General features: G+C 48.8%; 19 protein-coding genes and 3 pseudogenes. 6 read left to right on the top strand and 16 right to left on the bottom strand.

The window, feature by feature from the left end:
• The 3 genes from DTHIO_RS17140 to DTHIO_RS20110 all read right to left on the bottom strand — a co-directional run.
• On the bottom strand, positions 1–249 hold a 249-nt coding region (locus tag DTHIO_RS17140; RefSeq protein ID WP_040418913.1), incomplete at its 3' end, for an Rpn family recombination-promoting nuclease/putative transposase.
• 411 nt (positions 250–660) lie between these two features.
• Positions 661–1,671: an Rpn family recombination-promoting nuclease/putative transposase gene (locus tag DTHIO_RS17130; protein ID WP_008871514.1), complete on the bottom strand. Its 1,011-nt coding sequence runs from the start codon at positions 1,669–1,671 to the stop codon at positions 661–663.
• Between the two features lie 200 nt (positions 1,672–1,871).
• A complete protein-coding gene (locus DTHIO_RS20110; RefSeq protein ID WP_008871513.1) occupies positions 1,872–2,873 on the bottom strand; it encodes an Rpn family recombination-promoting nuclease/putative transposase in 1,002 nt (333 codons plus the stop codon).
• Positions 2,874–3,060: 187 nt separating this feature from the next.
• Between DTHIO_RS20110 and DTHIO_RS22540 the strand changes: the two are divergent.
• Positions 3,061–3,324, top strand: a pseudogene (locus DTHIO_RS22540) (site-specific integrase); the annotation flags it as partial.
• Here the strand turns inward: DTHIO_RS22540 and DTHIO_RS17120 are convergent.
• The 9 genes and pseudogenes from DTHIO_RS17120 to DTHIO_RS22530 form a co-directional block, all read right to left on the bottom strand.
• The gene (locus tag DTHIO_RS17120; RefSeq protein ID WP_040418908.1) at positions 3,243–3,632 is read right to left on the bottom strand and encodes a tyrosine-type recombinase/integrase; all 390 of its coding nucleotides are present in this window, start codon (positions 3,630–3,632) and stop codon (positions 3,243–3,245) included. The pseudogene DTHIO_RS22540 and the gene DTHIO_RS17120 sit on opposite strands and share 82 nt — an antisense overlap.
• 623 nt (positions 3,633–4,255) lie before the next feature.
• Positions 4,256–4,423 carry a hypothetical protein gene (locus DTHIO_RS21510; protein WP_153305078.1) on the bottom strand — a complete coding sequence of 56 codons (168 nt, stop codon included), beginning with the start codon at positions 4,421–4,423 and terminating at the stop codon, positions 4,256–4,258.
• 130 nt (positions 4,424–4,553) lie between these two features.
• Entirely contained in the window at positions 4,554–4,835 is a 282-nt protein-coding gene (locus DTHIO_RS17115; protein ID WP_008871512.1) for a hypothetical protein, read from the bottom strand.
• 48 nt (positions 4,836–4,883) lie between these two features.
• Positions 4,884–5,570 carry an Rpn family recombination-promoting nuclease/putative transposase gene (locus DTHIO_RS17110; protein WP_008871511.1) on the bottom strand — a complete coding sequence of 229 codons (687 nt, stop codon included), beginning with the start codon at positions 5,568–5,570 and terminating at the stop codon, positions 4,884–4,886.
• A 202-nt stretch (positions 5,571–5,772) separates the two neighbouring features.
• A complete protein-coding gene (locus DTHIO_RS23025; RefSeq protein WP_050775232.1) occupies positions 5,773–6,027 on the bottom strand; it encodes a PIN domain-containing protein in 255 nt (84 codons plus the stop codon).
• Positions 6,028–6,144: 117 nt separating this feature from the next.
• A complete protein-coding gene (locus tag DTHIO_RS23125; RefSeq protein WP_492207316.1) occupies positions 6,145–6,414 on the bottom strand; it encodes a PIN domain-containing protein in 270 nt (89 codons plus the stop codon).
• A gap of 2 nt (positions 6,415–6,416) precedes the next feature.
• Positions 6,417–6,677, bottom strand: a complete 261-nt coding sequence (locus tag DTHIO_RS17100) for a UPF0175 family protein (protein ID WP_008871510.1) — start codon at positions 6,675–6,677, stop codon at positions 6,417–6,419.
• 327 nt (positions 6,678–7,004) lie between these two features.
• Positions 7,005–7,280, bottom strand: a pseudogene (locus DTHIO_RS22535) (flagellin); the annotation flags it as partial.
• A 1,599-nt stretch (positions 7,281–8,879) separates the two neighbouring features.
• A pseudogene (locus tag DTHIO_RS22530) lies at positions 8,880–9,416 on the bottom strand (flagellin N-terminal helical domain-containing protein); the annotation flags it as partial.
• 312 nt (positions 9,417–9,728) lie between these two features.
• On the opposite strand from DTHIO_RS22530, the gene DTHIO_RS17085 reads away from it, so the two are divergent.
• On the top strand, positions 9,729–10,097 hold the full coding sequence (locus DTHIO_RS17085; RefSeq protein WP_008871508.1) for a four helix bundle protein: 369 nt from the start codon (positions 9,729–9,731) through the stop codon (positions 10,095–10,097).
• Between the two features lie 849 nt (positions 10,098–10,946).
• On the opposite strand, the gene DTHIO_RS17075 is transcribed toward DTHIO_RS17085, so the two are convergent.
• From DTHIO_RS17075 to DTHIO_RS21505, 4 genes are all read right to left on the bottom strand, one after another.
• Complete coding sequence (locus DTHIO_RS17075; RefSeq protein WP_008871507.1) at positions 10,947–11,177, bottom strand: DUF433 domain-containing protein; 231 nt, start codon at positions 11,175–11,177, stop codon at positions 10,947–10,949.
• A gap of 166 nt (positions 11,178–11,343) precedes the next feature.
• Entirely contained in the window at positions 11,344–11,625 is a 282-nt protein-coding gene (locus DTHIO_RS17070; RefSeq protein ID WP_008871506.1) for a hypothetical protein, read from the bottom strand.
• The gene (locus DTHIO_RS17065; RefSeq protein WP_208596433.1) at positions 11,610–11,876 is read right to left on the bottom strand and encodes an AbrB/MazE/SpoVT family DNA-binding domain-containing protein; all 267 of its coding nucleotides are present in this window, start codon (positions 11,874–11,876) and stop codon (positions 11,610–11,612) included. The genes DTHIO_RS17070 and DTHIO_RS17065 overlap by 16 nt, the downstream gene beginning before the upstream one ends.
• 130 nt (positions 11,877–12,006) lie before the next feature.
• Positions 12,007–12,366, bottom strand: a complete 360-nt coding sequence (locus tag DTHIO_RS21505; RefSeq protein ID WP_153305077.1) for a hypothetical protein — start codon at positions 12,364–12,366, stop codon at positions 12,007–12,009.
• Between the two features lie 250 nt (positions 12,367–12,616).
• On the opposite strand from DTHIO_RS21505, the gene DTHIO_RS17055 reads away from it, so the two are divergent.
• The 4 genes from DTHIO_RS17055 to istB are packed head-to-tail and all read left to right on the top strand — an operon-like array spanning position 12,617 to position 15,235.
• Complete coding sequence (locus DTHIO_RS17055) at positions 12,617–13,006, top strand: helix-turn-helix domain-containing protein (RefSeq protein ID WP_008868686.1); 390 nt, start codon at positions 12,617–12,619, stop codon at positions 13,004–13,006.
• Positions 13,003–13,707, top strand: a complete 705-nt coding sequence (istA, locus tag DTHIO_RS22525; protein ID WP_244156393.1) for an IS21 family transposase — start codon at positions 13,003–13,005, stop codon at positions 13,705–13,707. The genes DTHIO_RS17055 and istA overlap by 4 nt, the downstream gene beginning before the upstream one ends.
• The gene (locus DTHIO_RS22520; RefSeq protein WP_244156392.1) at positions 13,590–14,477 is read left to right on the top strand and encodes a Mu transposase domain-containing protein; all 888 of its coding nucleotides are present in this window, start codon (positions 13,590–13,592) and stop codon (positions 14,475–14,477) included. The genes istA and DTHIO_RS22520 overlap by 118 nt, the downstream gene beginning before the upstream one ends.
• Positions 14,474–15,235, top strand: a complete 762-nt coding sequence (gene istB / locus DTHIO_RS17040) for an IS21-like element helper ATPase IstB (RefSeq protein ID WP_008871504.1) — start codon at positions 14,474–14,476, stop codon at positions 15,233–15,235. The genes DTHIO_RS22520 and istB overlap by 4 nt, the downstream gene beginning before the upstream one ends.
• The last annotated feature ends 337 nt before the right edge of the window (positions 15,236–15,572 follow it).

Genomic DNA, 15,572 nt, shown 5'->3' with positions numbered 1-15,572 from the left:
TTTGTGCTCCAGGAGAAAAAATACCTTGGCTACATATGAACCGCACTTGGTCGGCACGCTGACAACCAGGTCGGAATAGTAACCCTGCAGGCTCTTGGGCAGATATGAGTCCTTCTCGTAATAAATCTTATTAAAATCAAGCTGTTTCACAATTTTTTCAGGAAGCATGGATTTTAATAAGCTGATGGCATTCAGCCGATCCGACAAAAAGTACTTGATGGTGCTGTCGTGAATATTTGTCGTGCTCATGCTGGTATAATACTCCCTTCAAGGCAGGCTGGCAAGCACTTTCACAAAGATCTCAACTTAGGATCTGTTACGATATAAGTGTTATATTTGTCTTATTGTTCCCACGCTCTGCGTGGGAACATTCCCTGGACGCTCAGCGTCCACAATGACCGCAGGAGCGGTCGGGCTACGCTCTCCCGCCCTGGCGGGACAGAGCGTGGGAGCGATAAACCCCCAGATTATGCAAGCATTATGTAACACTTATTTTATGACAAACCCTTACCAAAAATTGACATTCGGCAAAACCTTCCACAAAAAAAGGGCCGGGGAGGCCCGGCCCTTTTTGGGTAAAAGTTTGTCTGGTTTTGGTTTAGCCCATGAGTTGCATGGCCATCCGGGGCAGGGTGGCGGTTGCGCCCTGGGCACAGGTTATTACTGCGCTGCCTGATTTACGAGCTCGGTAAATTCTTCAAGGGACCGGGTTCTGATCACCTTTCTATTCAGAGCCCTTAAGTTCTCCAGAGATCTGATGGATTTGATCTTTTCGTAGAGTGACCTGGGTAAAGGGCCGTATTGCTCGGTGGCGGCATCTACAAGGGTTTCTTGCGTGGCCTTGAGTTCGGCTTGCCTCTCCCATTTATCCTTTTCCTGCCTGAACTCGTTATACGCCTCTTGCCTTATCTGCTGTGCTGCTGTCTGCATGGCTTCGTCACCTCCCGGCAATCGCCTCGTGTACTCACCAAGCCTTTCAAGGCTTATGGGGCCTTGTACGGCTACGTACTGAACAATTGCCTGTAAATATTGCTTAACCTTATCCTTGTCCGGGATAGTCTCCAATAAATCATATATTTCCTGTAGCTTGGTTTCAAGCTCAGGGTAGTGAATATACTTAAAGAGCAAGTGAAAAATCTCCAAAATGGCGGTCGTCTTAAACTCATCATCCTCCATGGAGGAGATGTCGTGGATCATGTGCTTGAATTCCGGTACAAATGGCCTGAGCACTTCGGATGGCAAGTCGAACAGGTCTGAGAACTTACGGCTGTAATTCCACCTGCCCTTTCCATGGTATATAACCACCGGGATGATCACAGGCAAGTACCCTTGAAGCTGACCTTTTCTTTTTAGATCCATCCATTTCTGCACTTCGTAATTCAGAATCTGAAGCCTGGTCAAAAACTGTGGCGTGCTTTTGTGCTCAAGCAGGATATAGATATTTACATTTTCAGTGTGGCCCTTGATCTGCACTGTGACCATTACATCGGCGTAATACTCCCTGTGCTCCTGGGATACAAATCCGCTCAAATCAACCTGCAGGGTATCCAGATCGAGTAGAGAGCAGATTTCTTCAGGGATATGGTACTTGATAAAAGCCTTTACAAACTCCGGGTCCTTGAAAAAATCTTTGAAGCACGCATTATGTGGATTGGGTATTTCGAATGACATAGAAGGACCTTACACCTGTCTTGGGTCGTATGCAAGAGGTTGGGCATACACAGGTAAAGACGACTATACGCTATGCTCACCTGGCGGATGAGACCTTGGCGGAAGCGGTAAACACAGTGCCTTTGAGGAATGTAGCTTAAGGTAAGGAATTGCTGGGCCACCTTGGGGGATGCTCTCAGGGTAGCACTGGGCACAGGTTATTACTGTGCTGCCCTGTTTACGAGCTCAGTAAATTCTTCGAGGGACTGGGTTCTGATCACCTTCCTGTTAAGCGCCCTCAAGTTTTCCAGAGATTGGATTGATTTGATTTTCTCGTGGAGCATACCGGGTAGAGGGCCATATACTTCTGTGGCGACATCTATAAGGTTTTCTTGAGAATTCTCCACTTTGGCTTGCTTCTGCCAATAAGGCTTTCTTGTTTGTTCAACCCGTTCCTCTATTTCTCGTGCGGCTACACCTATCATTTCCTCACCCCCTGAAAAACGTTTGGTATGCTCAAGCAATCTTTTCTCTGGAATAGCACCAGAAGCCATAACGTATCTGACAATAATGAACAGGTAATCAGTCAGCTTATCGTTATCGGGCAATTTCTCCAAAAGGTCATAAATTTCATGGATTTTAGTATCCAGCTCAGGATAATATATGTATTTCAAGAGCAGATGGAATATCTCCATTATGGTGGTCGTCTTGAATGAAGCTTCATCCATCTGCCCGATATCGTGCAAAATATGCCGGAACTGGGGAATGAAATCCTTGAAATGCTCAGATGGCAGCTGAAAAAGGTCCTCAAACTGAACACTGAAATTCCACCCCTTATAGCCATTATAAATAACCACCGGAACAATGATTGGCAAGTACTGGTCGAGTTTACCATCCACTAAAAGCCGCATCCATTTCTGCACCTGGTAATTCAGGGTCTGCAGTATGGTGAACCTGTACGGTTTGCTTTTGTGCTCAAACAGGAAATACAGTTCCAGCTCATGAATCCTGTCCTTGAAATAAACCTTGGCTACCACGTCTGAATAAAATTCTTTAAATTCCTCAGACAGATAACCCTCCATATCAATCTCAATGATTGTCAGGTCCAGGTGCTTTTTGACTTCCTCAGGAAGATAGTACTGGATGAAGTCCCGGACAAAATCCTCTCGGCTGAAGAAACTCTTAAAACAGAGGTCGTGTGCATTTGGAATCTTCTTGCTCATAGGGGTTCACCCTATCTGAAAGGAGAAAGGCAGGCAAGATGTTTTTTCATCCACACTCAAACACAGCACGAACATATAAGCACTGCCCCCAAAAAGCCAACTTTTGACTAAAAGTTGATATTCGACAAGACATCCTTAAAATATGCAATAAAGACAGCATCCTAAACTACACTACTCTCACATCTACTTCAAGAGCAGAAAAAGCGTAAAGGCCATCTCGGTAGAACACGCTAATCGCATGGTGAAAAACTGGTGCAGGCAGATTAACCTGAGAGGTGACTACGGGACCCATACGCTGCGTAAGACATTCGGGTATATCCAGAGGGTGCATTATGGTGTCGGCTACGAGCTGCTGTGCAAGAGGTTCAATCACAGCAGTCCCTCGGTTACAATGCGGTATTTGGGGATAGAAGAGAGCGAGGTTAATGATATCTTGATGAATGAAATCTGATTGACAGAGAAATACTTATTGCCCTTGTTCCTTGCGGCTGGGATTCTCCAGAATCCCTTTTCCATATCCAGCTCCTCCAAGCGCATTCCAACAACCTCGGATTTTCTTGCACCAGTCAGAAGAAGCATGCGGATAATATCCGCCACTATTGTACTGCGGCAGTTATCCAGGGCATCGAGTACCCGGTAGAGTTCTTCGTCTGTCAGGTATCTCTCGCGTCTGTCGGGGTCGCTTAGCTCTCTGGCGTTGCGGGTAGGGGCCTTGTCAATCACCTGCCAGCGTTCGGCCAGGTTGAAAAGGCGCATCATGCGCAGCTCGTAACTCTTCAGGGGGGAGATATGTCAATTTGCCTGTCTGCCAGGCGGGTAATGCCTTGCTTGGTCTCTTTATTCTTCAAAACCGTGTGTGCGGAGCACCTGTGTGAAGCCTGAAGGCTTCCCGTGCCAGAGAAGATTTTTTTGGCACCCCAGTTGAATGCCCTGCGGGCTAGCTCATTGAGCTATTCAACGGGGCAGGCTGGCAACTTCGTTGCACACGGGCGGCTCTGCCGCTCACGGTTGAAGAGGGGTGCCTGTCCTGAAGGCGGTTTTTGCCTGACAGGGTGCCTGGGTTCTTTGTTCTTAAGCCGTGTGTGCGGAGCACCTGCCTGCCCGGTATAATTCCGAAGGACAGCGAAAGCGTATTATACCCGGGTGTGAAGCCTGCAGGCTTCCCGTGCCGGAGAAGATTTTTTTTTGGCACGGGCAACTTCGTTGCACACCCCGGTGAAACCCGCTGCGCTGACCCAGCACTCACTTTTTCATTTGATTGTTTGTGATGAAACCGAAATTATTAAAGTGAGTGCTGGGCAGGCGGGCGGCTTTGCCGCTAACGGCTGAGGAGTACGCCTCGGGCCTATTCCCGGTGGTTATTGCTTGCACCCCTTGAATGGTTACCGCAGCTCGATCATGTTCTGGTCCTGGTCCCAGCTACGTTTGTATGTCTTGGCGTAGGGCAGGTACTGCTGGTAGACGAATTCCTTGAAGGTAGGAACAGCGCGCTGTTTTTCATATTCAGCCGCGGGGTCGAAGCCTATTGCAGCCCGGCTTTGAAAGCACAAAAAAAGGGCCGGGGAGGCCCGGCCCTTTTGGGGTAAGAGGTTTGTCTGGTTTAGCCCATGAGCTGTATGGCCATCCGGGGCAGGGTGTTGGCCTGGGCCAGCATGGCGGTTACGCCCTGGGCACAGGTTTTTACTGTACTGCCCGGTTCACGAGCTCGGTAAACTCGTCAAGGGACTGAGTCCTGATCACCTTTCTGTTCAGAGCTCTTAAGTTCTCCAGAGATTTGATGGATTTGATTTTCTCGTGGAGCATACCGGGTAGAGGTCCGTATTGCTCGGTGGCGGCATCTATGAGGGTTTCTTGGGTAGCTTCAAGCTTTGCGTGCTTTTCCCATTTCGGTTTTTCTTGATAAGCAGTATCATATCCTCTCTCATACCCTTTCTTTTCCAACATATCTGCTATGGTTTCCATATTTATACCTCCGCTTGATTCTTGCTGGATTATCTCATTGATGACCTATTATTCTTCGCTACCCCTCGTGAAGTATAGGTATTGGGCCAGTGCTATGAGAAAATCCCTGGGCTCCATCTCCGGGTAGGCTTGACGGAGCATTCTATAAACTTCCCTGACTATTTCAAAGAAATTTGGCCTGTGTGCATATTTCCATAACATGAACAAGGACTTTAGCTCAACCTCCAGGTCGTAAACATTTAGATCTTCCTGGATACAATCAAAGAGCAGGTACTCAAAGTCGGGCAGATAGGCCTTGAAAGGCTCACCAGGGATATCCACTACATCACTCAGCCTGGCTTTCTTCCAGCTTCCCTCGGCATGGGTGACGACCAGAGGAATTATTAAGGGCAGCTTAACGTGCTTGTGCTGTTTTCGGTAATGGGTCCATATCTCCACAATATAGCGTAGTAGCTGCAAAGGCAAGTCCGGATCAGAAAAACTCTTATGCTCGAAAAGGAAATACACCTTCACTGACTCGTCTGAATCTATCAGGGGGATGGTGACCAGGAGGTCTGAGTAGTAGCCTTTCAGTTGTTTTTGAACAAAGGTGTCCTTTTCATAGACCATTTGCTTAAGGTCCAGGCGGTTCAGAATATTTGCAGGCAGAAAATTCCCCAGAAGATTCAGGGCGTTTTTTCTGTCTGCAAATACATTCTTGAATATCTTGTCGTGAGCTTGCTTAATTTTAGACATGATTTCGTTTGATAATACAGCTCAAGATGCCTGGCAAGAACAATCTGGAAATGCCTACTTTTGTGTTAAAGTTGATATTAGACAAAACCTTCCTAAAATCTACTATAAAAACAGGCAAGGGGACTGTCCCCAGTCACTTATATTGGGCATTTGGGAGCGCTTATTGGGAGTCTCGAACATGCTCAAACCTGAGGATAGGTTTCTAATATTTAGCATAGTGCTTGTTTAGTAGAGTGGATAATAAGTGAGGAGAAATACGAAAATTTGTTCTGGTTAACTTTTGGACTGCTTCCTTGAGATTTAGCATGTTCTTGGTAGCCGCCATATCTAAGATTCCAAGGAGCCCAGCTACTCTTAATGACCTTTCAGAAGCTACACTACGAGCAGATTTTTCATCTAAAAGTATCAAATCTGCTGAAAGATCCTGAGCTAAACGTATCTGTTTAGCGCTTTGCATGTGGCATGGGGACTGGCTCTTCCGGGACCCACTTGTCCCAAAAAATGAGATGTTTTAAGCACAAAATGATGCTCAAGTGGGTCCCGGAGTGCCTGTCCCCTGCTTTCCTTAAAAGAGCTAAACAGATACAGCTAAACAAATAGCTTCTCTCTCACCGGGATGCAAACGAAATAAGTAAGGGTCTGAAAGAATGTTTGCTGTATGTATATTTAGCCACGCAGGATATTCTTTTGTCCATCTTCGCAGGTTTAAGGGAGCATTTTCATCTCGTAGTTCCTCATAGACTGCATTTGGTATATGTACCTCTCCAAAAAGACTTGGCAACACCTCAATTTGGTTGATCAAATACAAATAACAAATCGGGGAAGTGTTAGAGACGATTTTCAAAGCTAAACCACTTTTTCAAGATTTTTTATATCCTGCTCTAAATCTTCCTCGGTATAATATAGATACACCTTGTTCTTCTTTAAAAATTCTTCAAGCTCCCACCTGGAAGAAATATTCAGTATCTTTTGAATTTCATATTCTGTTATTATTCCGTCATTATATGCTGCCAGTGCAAAAGACTCTAAAACTCTGCCGGGGATATCTTCCCATCTGTCTTGCACCTTCTTTGCTACATCATCAGGTATAGGAATTGTATATTCCATATATCCTCCCTAAACGAATGGTTTTGAGCTTAAATTTTGACCTAAAGGAAACCCTTGGGACTGTCCAGATCCTTGAAGATCTTCAGGAACATTCCTTCATGTGGGGCTTGCTCTTATTTAGTCGTCATGCTGGTAATATAGGATATATGGGGACTGGGGGCAAGGGGCAATTCTGTAGGGACGCGCCGGTTACTTGAATGTCGGCACAGAGCGCTTTTTTCATTCTCAGCCGCCGGGTCGAAGCCTATTTCAGCCCGGTTTTGAAAGCACAAAAAAAGGGCCGGGGAGGCCCGGCCCTTTTGGGGTAGAGGTTTATCTGGTTCAGGTCTAACCCATGAGCTGCATAGCCATCTGCGGCAGGGTGTTGGCCTGAGCCAGCATGGCGGTTGCGCCCTGGGAGAGGACCTGGTTTCTGGTGAACTGGGTCATTTCGTGAGCCACGTCCACGTCGGAGATGCGTGATTCCGCGGCCTGCAGGTTTTCAGCCTGGATCTGCAGGTTGCTCACGGTGTTATCCAGGCGGTTCTGGTAGGCACCGAGATCGGCGCGGATGCGGTCCTTGATCTCAATGGCCGCGTCTATCTCCTCCAGGGCGTTTTGAGCGTAGAGAGTAGGCTTGACTTCATTTATATGATTGTCAAACTCTTCTGCATCCTCCTGCAGGTTTGGATCCACCAGCGTGGCGCTGGGGTTGTTTATTTCAATGTCACCATCTAAGCGATCGGAAGCCTGTAGCTCAGCCCAAGTTTCACCAGATTCAATGTTGCTGTCCTGTAGTACTATTACTCCCTCATCTTCATCAAAGTAAGCATCGTCTATATGGTCGTCGACACTTATCTGTTCTGCCAGAGCACGCATGATATCTTCATAGTCATCTCCGTCCTGGACTGTGTACTCATATCTTTCAAGGTTGTCGACACTACCTGATCCTACATCCAAGGCATACACAGCTCCTTCCCAGAGGGGACCGTCGGTAATCTCTACAGTGTTCTCTCCAGATTCTCCACTATCAACTGTGTAAGTTACTTCATCTGATGACAGTTCATATACAGCAATGTCGCTGGTGGCAGCACCCTGGATTGTCATTTCATCGTCGTCTGAGTCATAGCTGGCTGTATAGGTCTCAGATTCATTGATTGCGTCAACAAGGCCTTCAATAACGTCCTCATCAGTATCACCACTTTCTGTAGTGTAAGTAAAGGACTCACCATTGATATTGATATGGAATGTTTCATTGCCGGATGCATCTGGATTTATTTCATTAGTCAGATTTTCAATGGTACGTTCTTCGTATACCAGGCTTTGGGAATGGTAGAAATCTATAGCATTAGAAACATTCTCACCCTCGATTGTTATTTGTCCATCCTCACTAGAACTGTAGGAGGCTTCAAGATCAGTCTCATCGTTTATTTGCTGGGTCAGGGCTCGCATCACATCCTCAAGGGTATCGCCCTCCCGGGCTACGTAGTCTATGTTAAGGTTTTCATCGAGTCCTGCTCCATCAGCACCGCTTTCAATCTCCAGCCGGTACAACATGCCCTCTTGCGGTTCAGGACCCTCAATTGTTAAATTGGTGTCTTCACCATCATGACTAATCTCTAATGCAGTATCGCCGCTACCTTCTTCCAGTTCGTAAACACCAACCTGGCCAGCGCCGTAGACCACCAGGTCGCCATTTTCCACCCGGGCATCATAGTCGTCGGACTGATTGATTTCATATGCAAGACCTTCCAGTACGTTGCTTGCACTGTCGCCACTGGCAGCCTCATACTCAAAGACCTGGCCGTCAACAGTTGCGTGGTATGTTATACCTCCTGAAACTTCTCCTGCCAAGGCATCACCCAGACCTTCCACGACACGTTCTTTACCTTCCAGGAACCTTACGGCACTGGAAATGTTTTCATCGATACTCTGCCAGTCTATGTCGTCGGAATTTTCATACTCGCCAATGGCCTGGTCCAGCTGGCTTATGGCATTTTCGATACCGTCCTGAAGCTGTTGGAATTCCTCGGTCACCTTCTCATCCTCGTAGGCAGTGAGCAGGTCATCGCGCATTCCTTCCAGGGAGTGGCGGATGCTGTCCAGGTTATCCATGAACTGGTCAGGGTTGTCGGGCTCTTCACGGTTGATCTGGTCGTTTAACTGAGTCAGGCTGTTTTTGTTATCTGCCAGCCTGTCCTCCATGTTGGTCTGCAGATAGGTGTTTTCGATGTTGAGTCCCCGGGCGGTGGCATCACCCATGTCCACATAGTAGAAGTCCTCTCCGTCATTATTGCGGGGGCCGAAGTGGACCTTCAGGGAATTGTCTCCGGAGAGATTGCCATTAATCAGCTTTTGCTGGTTGAACTCGGTCTGGTTGGCGATGCGGTTGATCTCAGCCTTCATCTGCTGAAACTCGCCATCGATGACGTCTCTTTGTTCCTGGGTGTAGGTGCCGGTGGCGGCCTGCTCGGCAAGCTCTTTCATACGGATGAGCTTGTTGTCGATGACCTCAAGAGAGCCGTCCGCGGTCTGAATGGCGGAGATGCCGTCATTGGCGTTACGCACGCCCTGGTTCATGGCGGCGATGTCCGCGCGCATGAGCTCGCGAACAGCCAGGCCGGCTGCGTCGTCGGCTGCGGTGTCCACGCGAAGACCCGAGGAGAGCCTGCGGGTAGAGGTTGCCAGGTCGCCGTAATGACTTTCCAGATTGCGCTGGGCATTCATGGCCATTGGGTTGTGATTGATTGTCAGTGACATAACTTTTCCTCCTTGAATTTTGGTTTACAATGGCTTCCTTGCCACTGTTTGGGATTTGACTCTTTTATCGACTGGGGTGGGAAATACTTTAGGAATAATTTGGGATTGGGGGATTTAGGAATTTAGGAATTGAGGAATTGAGGAATTGGGGGATTGGGGAATTTAGGGATTGGGGGGATTGGAGAATTGGGGATTGGGGAATTGGGGGGATTTAGGAATTTAGGAATTTAGGGATTTGGGAATTGGGGGGATTTTGTTGTTGATGTGTTGGGCAGGGAGGGGTAGTAGGCAAAAAAACATAGGAGGATCAGGATGGGATACAAGTATTTTGAGGAACTGCCTTGCTGGCAGGTTGCCAGGGAGTTGTGCCAGGAGGTGCAGCAGATTATTCATCAGGAGAGATTCAGAAGGGACTTCAGCCTCAAGGATCAGATATCCAGGTCTTCGGGCTCCATCATGGATAATATTGCCGAGGGCTTTGATGACGGGAGCTCCAGGGAGTTTGTCAGGTTCCTGGGGTATTCACAGAGATCTTGTGGGGAGGTACAGTCCCAGTTGTACAGGGCCTGGGATTGCCAGTATCTGAACAGGGATCAGTTTTCCAGGGTGTACCATCTGGCCGGGGAATGCCGGAAACAGATCAAGGGGTTCAGGAGGTATTTAAGGGAGAATTCGTTTTGATTTAGGGGGTTGGGGGATTTGGGGATTTGGGGATTTAGGGATTTAGGGATTGGGGGATTGGGGAATTGGGGAATTGGGGAATTTAGGGATTGGGGGTGTGGGGCATAGGGCATGGGGCATGGGGCCCAGGTGAAACCCCTGTCTACGACAGGGAGCCCTTTGGGCTGTTTCACGGGGCAGGCATGGGGCATGGGGAAGAGGGCATAGGGCATGGGGCATGGAGCGTAGAGCAGGGGGAAAGAGGGGGAAACATCCGAAATAAGGAAGGGATCGGTTACAACCACCCCCGGCCCCTCCTTGGTTAAGGAGGGGAGCTACACCGTGACCTGGATTTAATGAGGGGGTGGAAGTTTAATCACGATCCAGATGGAGTGTTTGACAGATGCATGCGACAGAGTGTTGCCGTGCCTCGATGTGCTCCCCTCCTTGGCTAAGGAGGGGAGTTACACCGTGACCTGGATTTAATGAGGGGGTGGAAGTTTAATCACGATCCAGATGGAGTGTTTGACAGATACATGCGACAGAGTGTTGCCGTGCCTCGATGTGCTCCCCTCCTTGGTTAAGGAGGGGAGCTACACCGTGACCTGGATTTAATGAGGGGGTGGAAGTTTAATCACGATCCAGATGGAGTGTTTGACAGATGCATGCGACAGAGTGTTGCCGTGCCTCGATGTGCTCCCCTCCTTGGTTAAGGAGGGGCTGGGGGTGGTTCGATAATCAGCCACCTTCCTTTCCCGGCCCTTCCCAGGCTAAGGAGGGGAGTTTACGCCGTGCACGTAAGCCTATTCAGGGGGCAGGATGTCAGAAAAAGTTACCAACATGTTGGTTTGAAATGTACTAAGCACCTGATCAAGCAACCTCCAAACGAATTGCCCTGTCGTCCAGGGTGCTTGCTGCAAATTCAAGTGCCTGCCTTATGTCTTCTGTCTCCAACTCAGGGTATTCTTTCAGGACATCCTGCCAGTCAGGGTAAAGTGCCGCCGCCTCCACCACCCTGCGGACAGTAAGGCGCATGTTCCTGATGCAGGGCTGGCCGTTCATAAGTTCCGGGTCTATTGTAATTCTGTCGAATTTTTTCATGAGTCGGACTCCTTTAACAGGAAGATGTCTGGTTGCTGTTTGGTTCAACTGGGGGCTTTCCTCCAATTATGCATGCTGCTGAATACAGGTGAGAGAGTTGGAAATTTGGTGTTTGGGATTTGGAATTTGTTTGGGGCCTTGGTGCTTGGCAGCGTTAGAATGCAAGTTACTTCCCTGATTCACGCAACAGGATGTCATGGGTCCCAATAGCCCTGAATACCACCAAATCCCCCTCGACATGAAAAGTGAATCTGTACTTCATAGTTACGGAACCTTCCCATCGGTTTTTGGTTCCCTGAATTTTTTTAATGCGAAGCGAAGGATGATCCATGTCTTCAAGGAAAAGGGCGAGCTTGGTACGAAAGCTTTTTTTAATTTCAGCGGGCAATCCTTGGTACTGTTTTTTGAAGGTGTTGCTGAAGCGATAAGCACTTACTCTTCGAGCCACTTCAAACCCTCTTCTGCACTATAGAAGGTCTGCGATACCTGATTGTTATCGACCTCCTCATCTACTTTGACTTCTGTGACCTGCCAATCCGGGGTCCAGTACCAGGACTGGGAAGGATCAATCAATTTCCGGGGCTTCATGATTGCCTTGCCAGACTCCAAATCGATTTCTATGTAGTCCCCGGGACCGATGTTAAGGGATTGCATTATATTCTTGGGAATCTTGATCTGTCCCCGGGCATTGATTTTCATGGTGGCAGACATTTTGGACATCCTCCCTTGTTTGCAGTGTATATTTTGATCAGTATCTCCGGGAAGTTTTTAAAGTGTGAGCGCCAACCTGAATATGTCTTAATTATGCCGGTTTGAAATTGTTTATATCTTATTCTTGTATCTTCTTCTGAAAGAGAAAAGAAAAAATATTTTTTATTTTGTCTTCTTTTCTGTCCTTCTTTTTCTTCCTCTTCTTCTGTCTTGCCGTTACTGCCTTCTTTGCCTGTCTGAGGCAAAGGAGGGTAAGTTCTTGGGTCGCAAACAAAGCCAACAAGTTGTCTGCCTGCACTGTGGCGAAGCCTTTTGTCCTGACTATCGAAACAGGGGCAAGCAAAAATACTGCTCCAAAGTGCCTTGTCGGGCAGCCAGTAAGAAAGCCAGTCAAAAGGCCTGGCTGGATAAGCCTGAAAACAGGGATTATTTCCGGGGACCGGCCCATGTGGACAGGGTCCGGAACTGGAGAAAGCAAAATCCCGGATATGCCAGGCGCAAGACCACTGCTCCCAGGAAAACGTTACAAGATCACTGCCTCCAAAAAAGCGTTGAAAATCAACGTGTTGAGGAAACGTTACAAGATCACTGGATCACGCAACCATCTGTTATTATAGGACTAATCTCCTCCTTATGCGGGAGTGCGTTACAAGATGACATCGTCAGGGCCGCCCGGCAGATGTACACCCTGGGCTGTGACGTCATCAACAACCCCAAAGGAGGATTTCATGTACCAAAAGTATCCGATTCATCCCCAGAGACTGCGCAAGGTTCCCAGACAGTTCAGCTGGGTGGACCACAGGCTGGTTCGTGACGGTCATATTGAGAGGTTAAGCCATGCTGCAGCAGCCTTGTACCTGTTCCTGGTGACCGTGGGCGATCAGCAGGGGCTTAGCTACTACTCCGACCCCATTGTCATGCAGCGCCTGGGCATGGATGAAGTCACTTTGCAGCAGGCGCGCTTCAATCTGATCCAGGCTGACCTCATTGCCTGGAAGAAACCGCTTTATCAGGTTCTATCCATCCAGGTCCCACCCGTAAATCAGGCCAGGACAGCACAGGCCGGGCCTGTGCACTTCTCAGACGTTCTCAAAAAACTTGCCGGGGGTAACACATGATTGATTATGAGCTTTATGCCAGAATAAAGCACTACCATGAACAAAAAGGACTTACCCCGGCCCAGATAGCAAAAGAACTGCAGCTGGATCCGCGTACAGTGGGCAAATGGCTCGAAGCAAAGCAGTTTCATCAAAGAAAGTCAGTAACAAGACCAAGCAAGCTTGATCCCTTCAAGGATACCATCGTCAGGATGCTGGAGGAGCACCCCTACACAGCCGTCCAGGTTTTGCGCAGCATCAAGGAGCAGGGCTATACAGGAGGCTCCTCCATTCTCAAGGAATACATAAGCAAAGTCAGGCCCAAAAGGTCCAGGGCCTTTTTAAGTCTGGCCTTTGCCCCAGGAGAGTGCGCCCAGGTTGACTGGGGAAATCACGGCTCCATCCAGGTGGGAGACAGCAGGCGCAATCTCAGCTTCTTTGTCATGGTCCTTTGCTACAGCAGGATGATGTATCTTGAGTTCACTGTCTCCCAAAGCATGGAGCACTTCCTGGCCTGTCATCAAAACGCCTTTGACGCATTCGGGGCGGTCCCCAGAAAAATCATGGTGGACAACCTGAAATGTGCAGTGCTCAAGCACCCCCTTTGGCCAAAACCGGTTCTAACCCCAAATATCTTGACTTTGCAAGGCACTGGGGTTTTGAGATCAGTGCCTGCGGAGTCAGAAAGCCCCATGAAAAAGGCCGGGTGGAGAATGCCATAGGTTATGTCAAAAAGAACTTGCTGGCCGGCCTTGAACTGCCGGATTACCGGGCCATCAACCATTACGCCCGCCACTGGTGCAGGGCAACAGCCAATGTGCGTATCCATGCCCAGACCGGCAAGAAGCCGGTGGACATGCTTGAAGAAGAAAGAGAGCACCTTTTGCCCCTGCCTGTTAACACCTATGATATCGGAGTCTTAACCCAGGTCCGGGCCTCGTCGCAGTTCCGGATCACCCTGGAGTCCAACCGCTATTCCGTGCCAGCCAGGTACGCAGGCAAACGCCTGACCTTGAAGACTTATCCTGATCGCTTATGCATCTATGACGGCAACAATCTTGTGGCCAGGCATGTCCGCAGCTTTGATAAAAAAAGGGACATTGAAGACCCCGATCATGTCCAGGAGCTTATTGCCCAGCGCCGGGCAGCCAGGGATCAGCAATTGTTTTCCCGGTTCCTGGCTTTGTCCCCAAGAGCAAAGGATTACTTTTTTGAGTTGGAGAAAAAGCACTTGAACATCAAACACCATGTCCAGAAGATTGTAGCCTTAAGCGAAATCTATGGCTCTGAAGCCGTGTCCAGGGCCATGGACGACGCATTCACCTACAGTGCCTTCTCCTGTGAGTATGTAGCCAACATCCTGGAGCAAAGAGCCAGGACCATGCCCGCACCAGGAGCCCTGCATCTGACCAGGCGAGAGGATCTGCTGGATATTGAAGTCAAAGACCCTGATCTAAGTATTTACGACAAACCCAAGGAGAAAAACCCATGACCAACAAACACCAAAGTGAGGTGCACAGGCTGGAAGAAAATCTCCAGCTGCTCAAGCTAACCTGTATAAAAGAGCAGTACAGGCCGGCGGCTGACAAGGCTGCCAGGCAGAACTGGGATCATCTGGGCTATCTGGCCAGGCTGGTCCAGGCAGAAGCAGATGCCAGGCATGATCGCTCCATCCAACGCCGTATCAGGATGGCCCGTTTCCCAGGCATAAAAACCATGGAGAACTTCGACTGGACATGGCCGACCAAGATCAACCGCCCGGCCATCCAAAACCTCTTTCGCCTTGGATTTATGAAGGACAAGGCCAACATAATAATCCTCGGAGGAGTAGGCCTGGGCAAATCACACATAGCCACAGCCCTGGGTTACAGTGCATGCCTGGAAAAGCATTCTGTGCTGTTTGCCACCACCATAGATGTCATAAACACCCTCTCGGCCGCACAGGCTGCACACAAGCTCAAAATAGAGCTCAAGAAATATGTAAGTCCTGAACTGCTCATTCTGGATGAGCTTGGCTACCTGCCCATAGACAAGCAAGGTGCAGACCTGCTCTTCCAGGTCATAAGCCAGCGCTACGAACAAAAATCAACCATCCTGACCACCAACAGAGCCTTCAAGAAATGGCCCGAGGTGTTCAACAACGACAGCACCCTGACCTCAGCCATGTTGGACAGACTTCTGCACCATGCCGAAACTATCCTCATTGAAGGCAAAAGCTATCGGATGAAAGACCAGGTTCAGGAACAATAGCTCCGCATAGGCAACCGCCGGCATCAACCTTTATGTCTGGAGCTGGCGGTTGCTCCAAAACAACATTTTTAAACCGGCGTTTTATGGCATCTTCAAGCCGGCGCTAACATAAAGCATACAAATAAGAATTATTGTCTGGCAAGGGGGGCTTGTTGTCAAGAGATTATAAAAGAAATTGGGGGATTGGGGAAAGTATGGGGGTATGGGAGTGTGGGAGTGTGGGAGTATGGGAGTAGGGGAGTATGGGAGTGTGGGAGTATGGGAGTAGGGGAGTATGGGAGTGGGGGAGTGTGGGGCATGGGGCATGGGGCATGGGGGAAGAGGGTATGGGAGTATG

Origin of the sequence: Desulfonatronospira thiodismutans ASO3-1 (assembly GCF_000174435.1) — a bacterium.
In the GTDB taxonomy this organism is placed as follows: Bacteria; Desulfobacterota; Desulfovibrionia; order Desulfovibrionales; family Desulfonatronovibrionaceae; genus Desulfonatronospira; species Desulfonatronospira thiodismutans.
This window is presented reverse-complemented; position numbering and strand designations above follow the sequence as displayed.

Coding starts and splice junctions, on each gene's coding strand:
- istB (WP_008871504.1), top strand. CDS start 14,474: ATGACCAACAAACACCAAAGTGAGGTGCACAGGCTGGAAGAAAATCTC.
- DTHIO_RS17120 (WP_040418908.1), bottom strand. CDS start 3,632: ATGATGCGCCTTTTCAACCTGGCCGAACGCTGGCAGGTGATTGACAAG.
- DTHIO_RS20110 (WP_008871513.1), bottom strand. CDS start 2,873: ATGAGCAAGAAGATTCCAAATGCACACGACCTCTGTTTTAAGAGTTTC.
- DTHIO_RS17065 (WP_208596433.1), bottom strand. CDS start 11,876: ATGAAAATCAATGCCCGGGGACAGATCAAGATTCCCAAGAATATAATG.
- DTHIO_RS17085 (WP_008871508.1), top strand. CDS start 9,729: ATGGGATACAAGTATTTTGAGGAACTGCCTTGCTGGCAGGTTGCCAGG.
- DTHIO_RS23025 (WP_050775232.1), bottom strand. CDS start 6,027: ATGCAAAGCGCTAAACAGATACGTTTAGCTCAGGATCTTTCAGCAGAT.
- DTHIO_RS17110 (WP_008871511.1), bottom strand. CDS start 5,570: ATGTCTAAAATTAAGCAAGCTCACGACAAGATATTCAAGAATGTATTT.
- DTHIO_RS17055 (WP_008868686.1), top strand. CDS start 12,617: ATGTACCAAAAGTATCCGATTCATCCCCAGAGACTGCGCAAGGTTCCC.
- DTHIO_RS17075 (WP_008871507.1), bottom strand. CDS start 11,177: ATGAAAAAATTCGACAGAATTACAATAGACCCGGAACTTATGAACGGC.
- DTHIO_RS17115 (WP_008871512.1), bottom strand. CDS start 4,835: ATGGAAACCATAGCAGATATGTTGGAAAAGAAAGGGTATGAGAGAGGA.
- istA (WP_244156393.1), top strand. CDS start 13,003: ATGATTGATTATGAGCTTTATGCCAGAATAAAGCACTACCATGAACAA.
- DTHIO_RS17130 (WP_008871514.1), bottom strand. CDS start 1,671: ATGTCATTCGAAATACCCAATCCACATAATGCGTGCTTCAAAGATTTT.
- DTHIO_RS17100 (WP_008871510.1), bottom strand. CDS start 6,677: ATGGAATATACAATTCCTATACCTGATGATGTAGCAAAGAAGGTGCAA.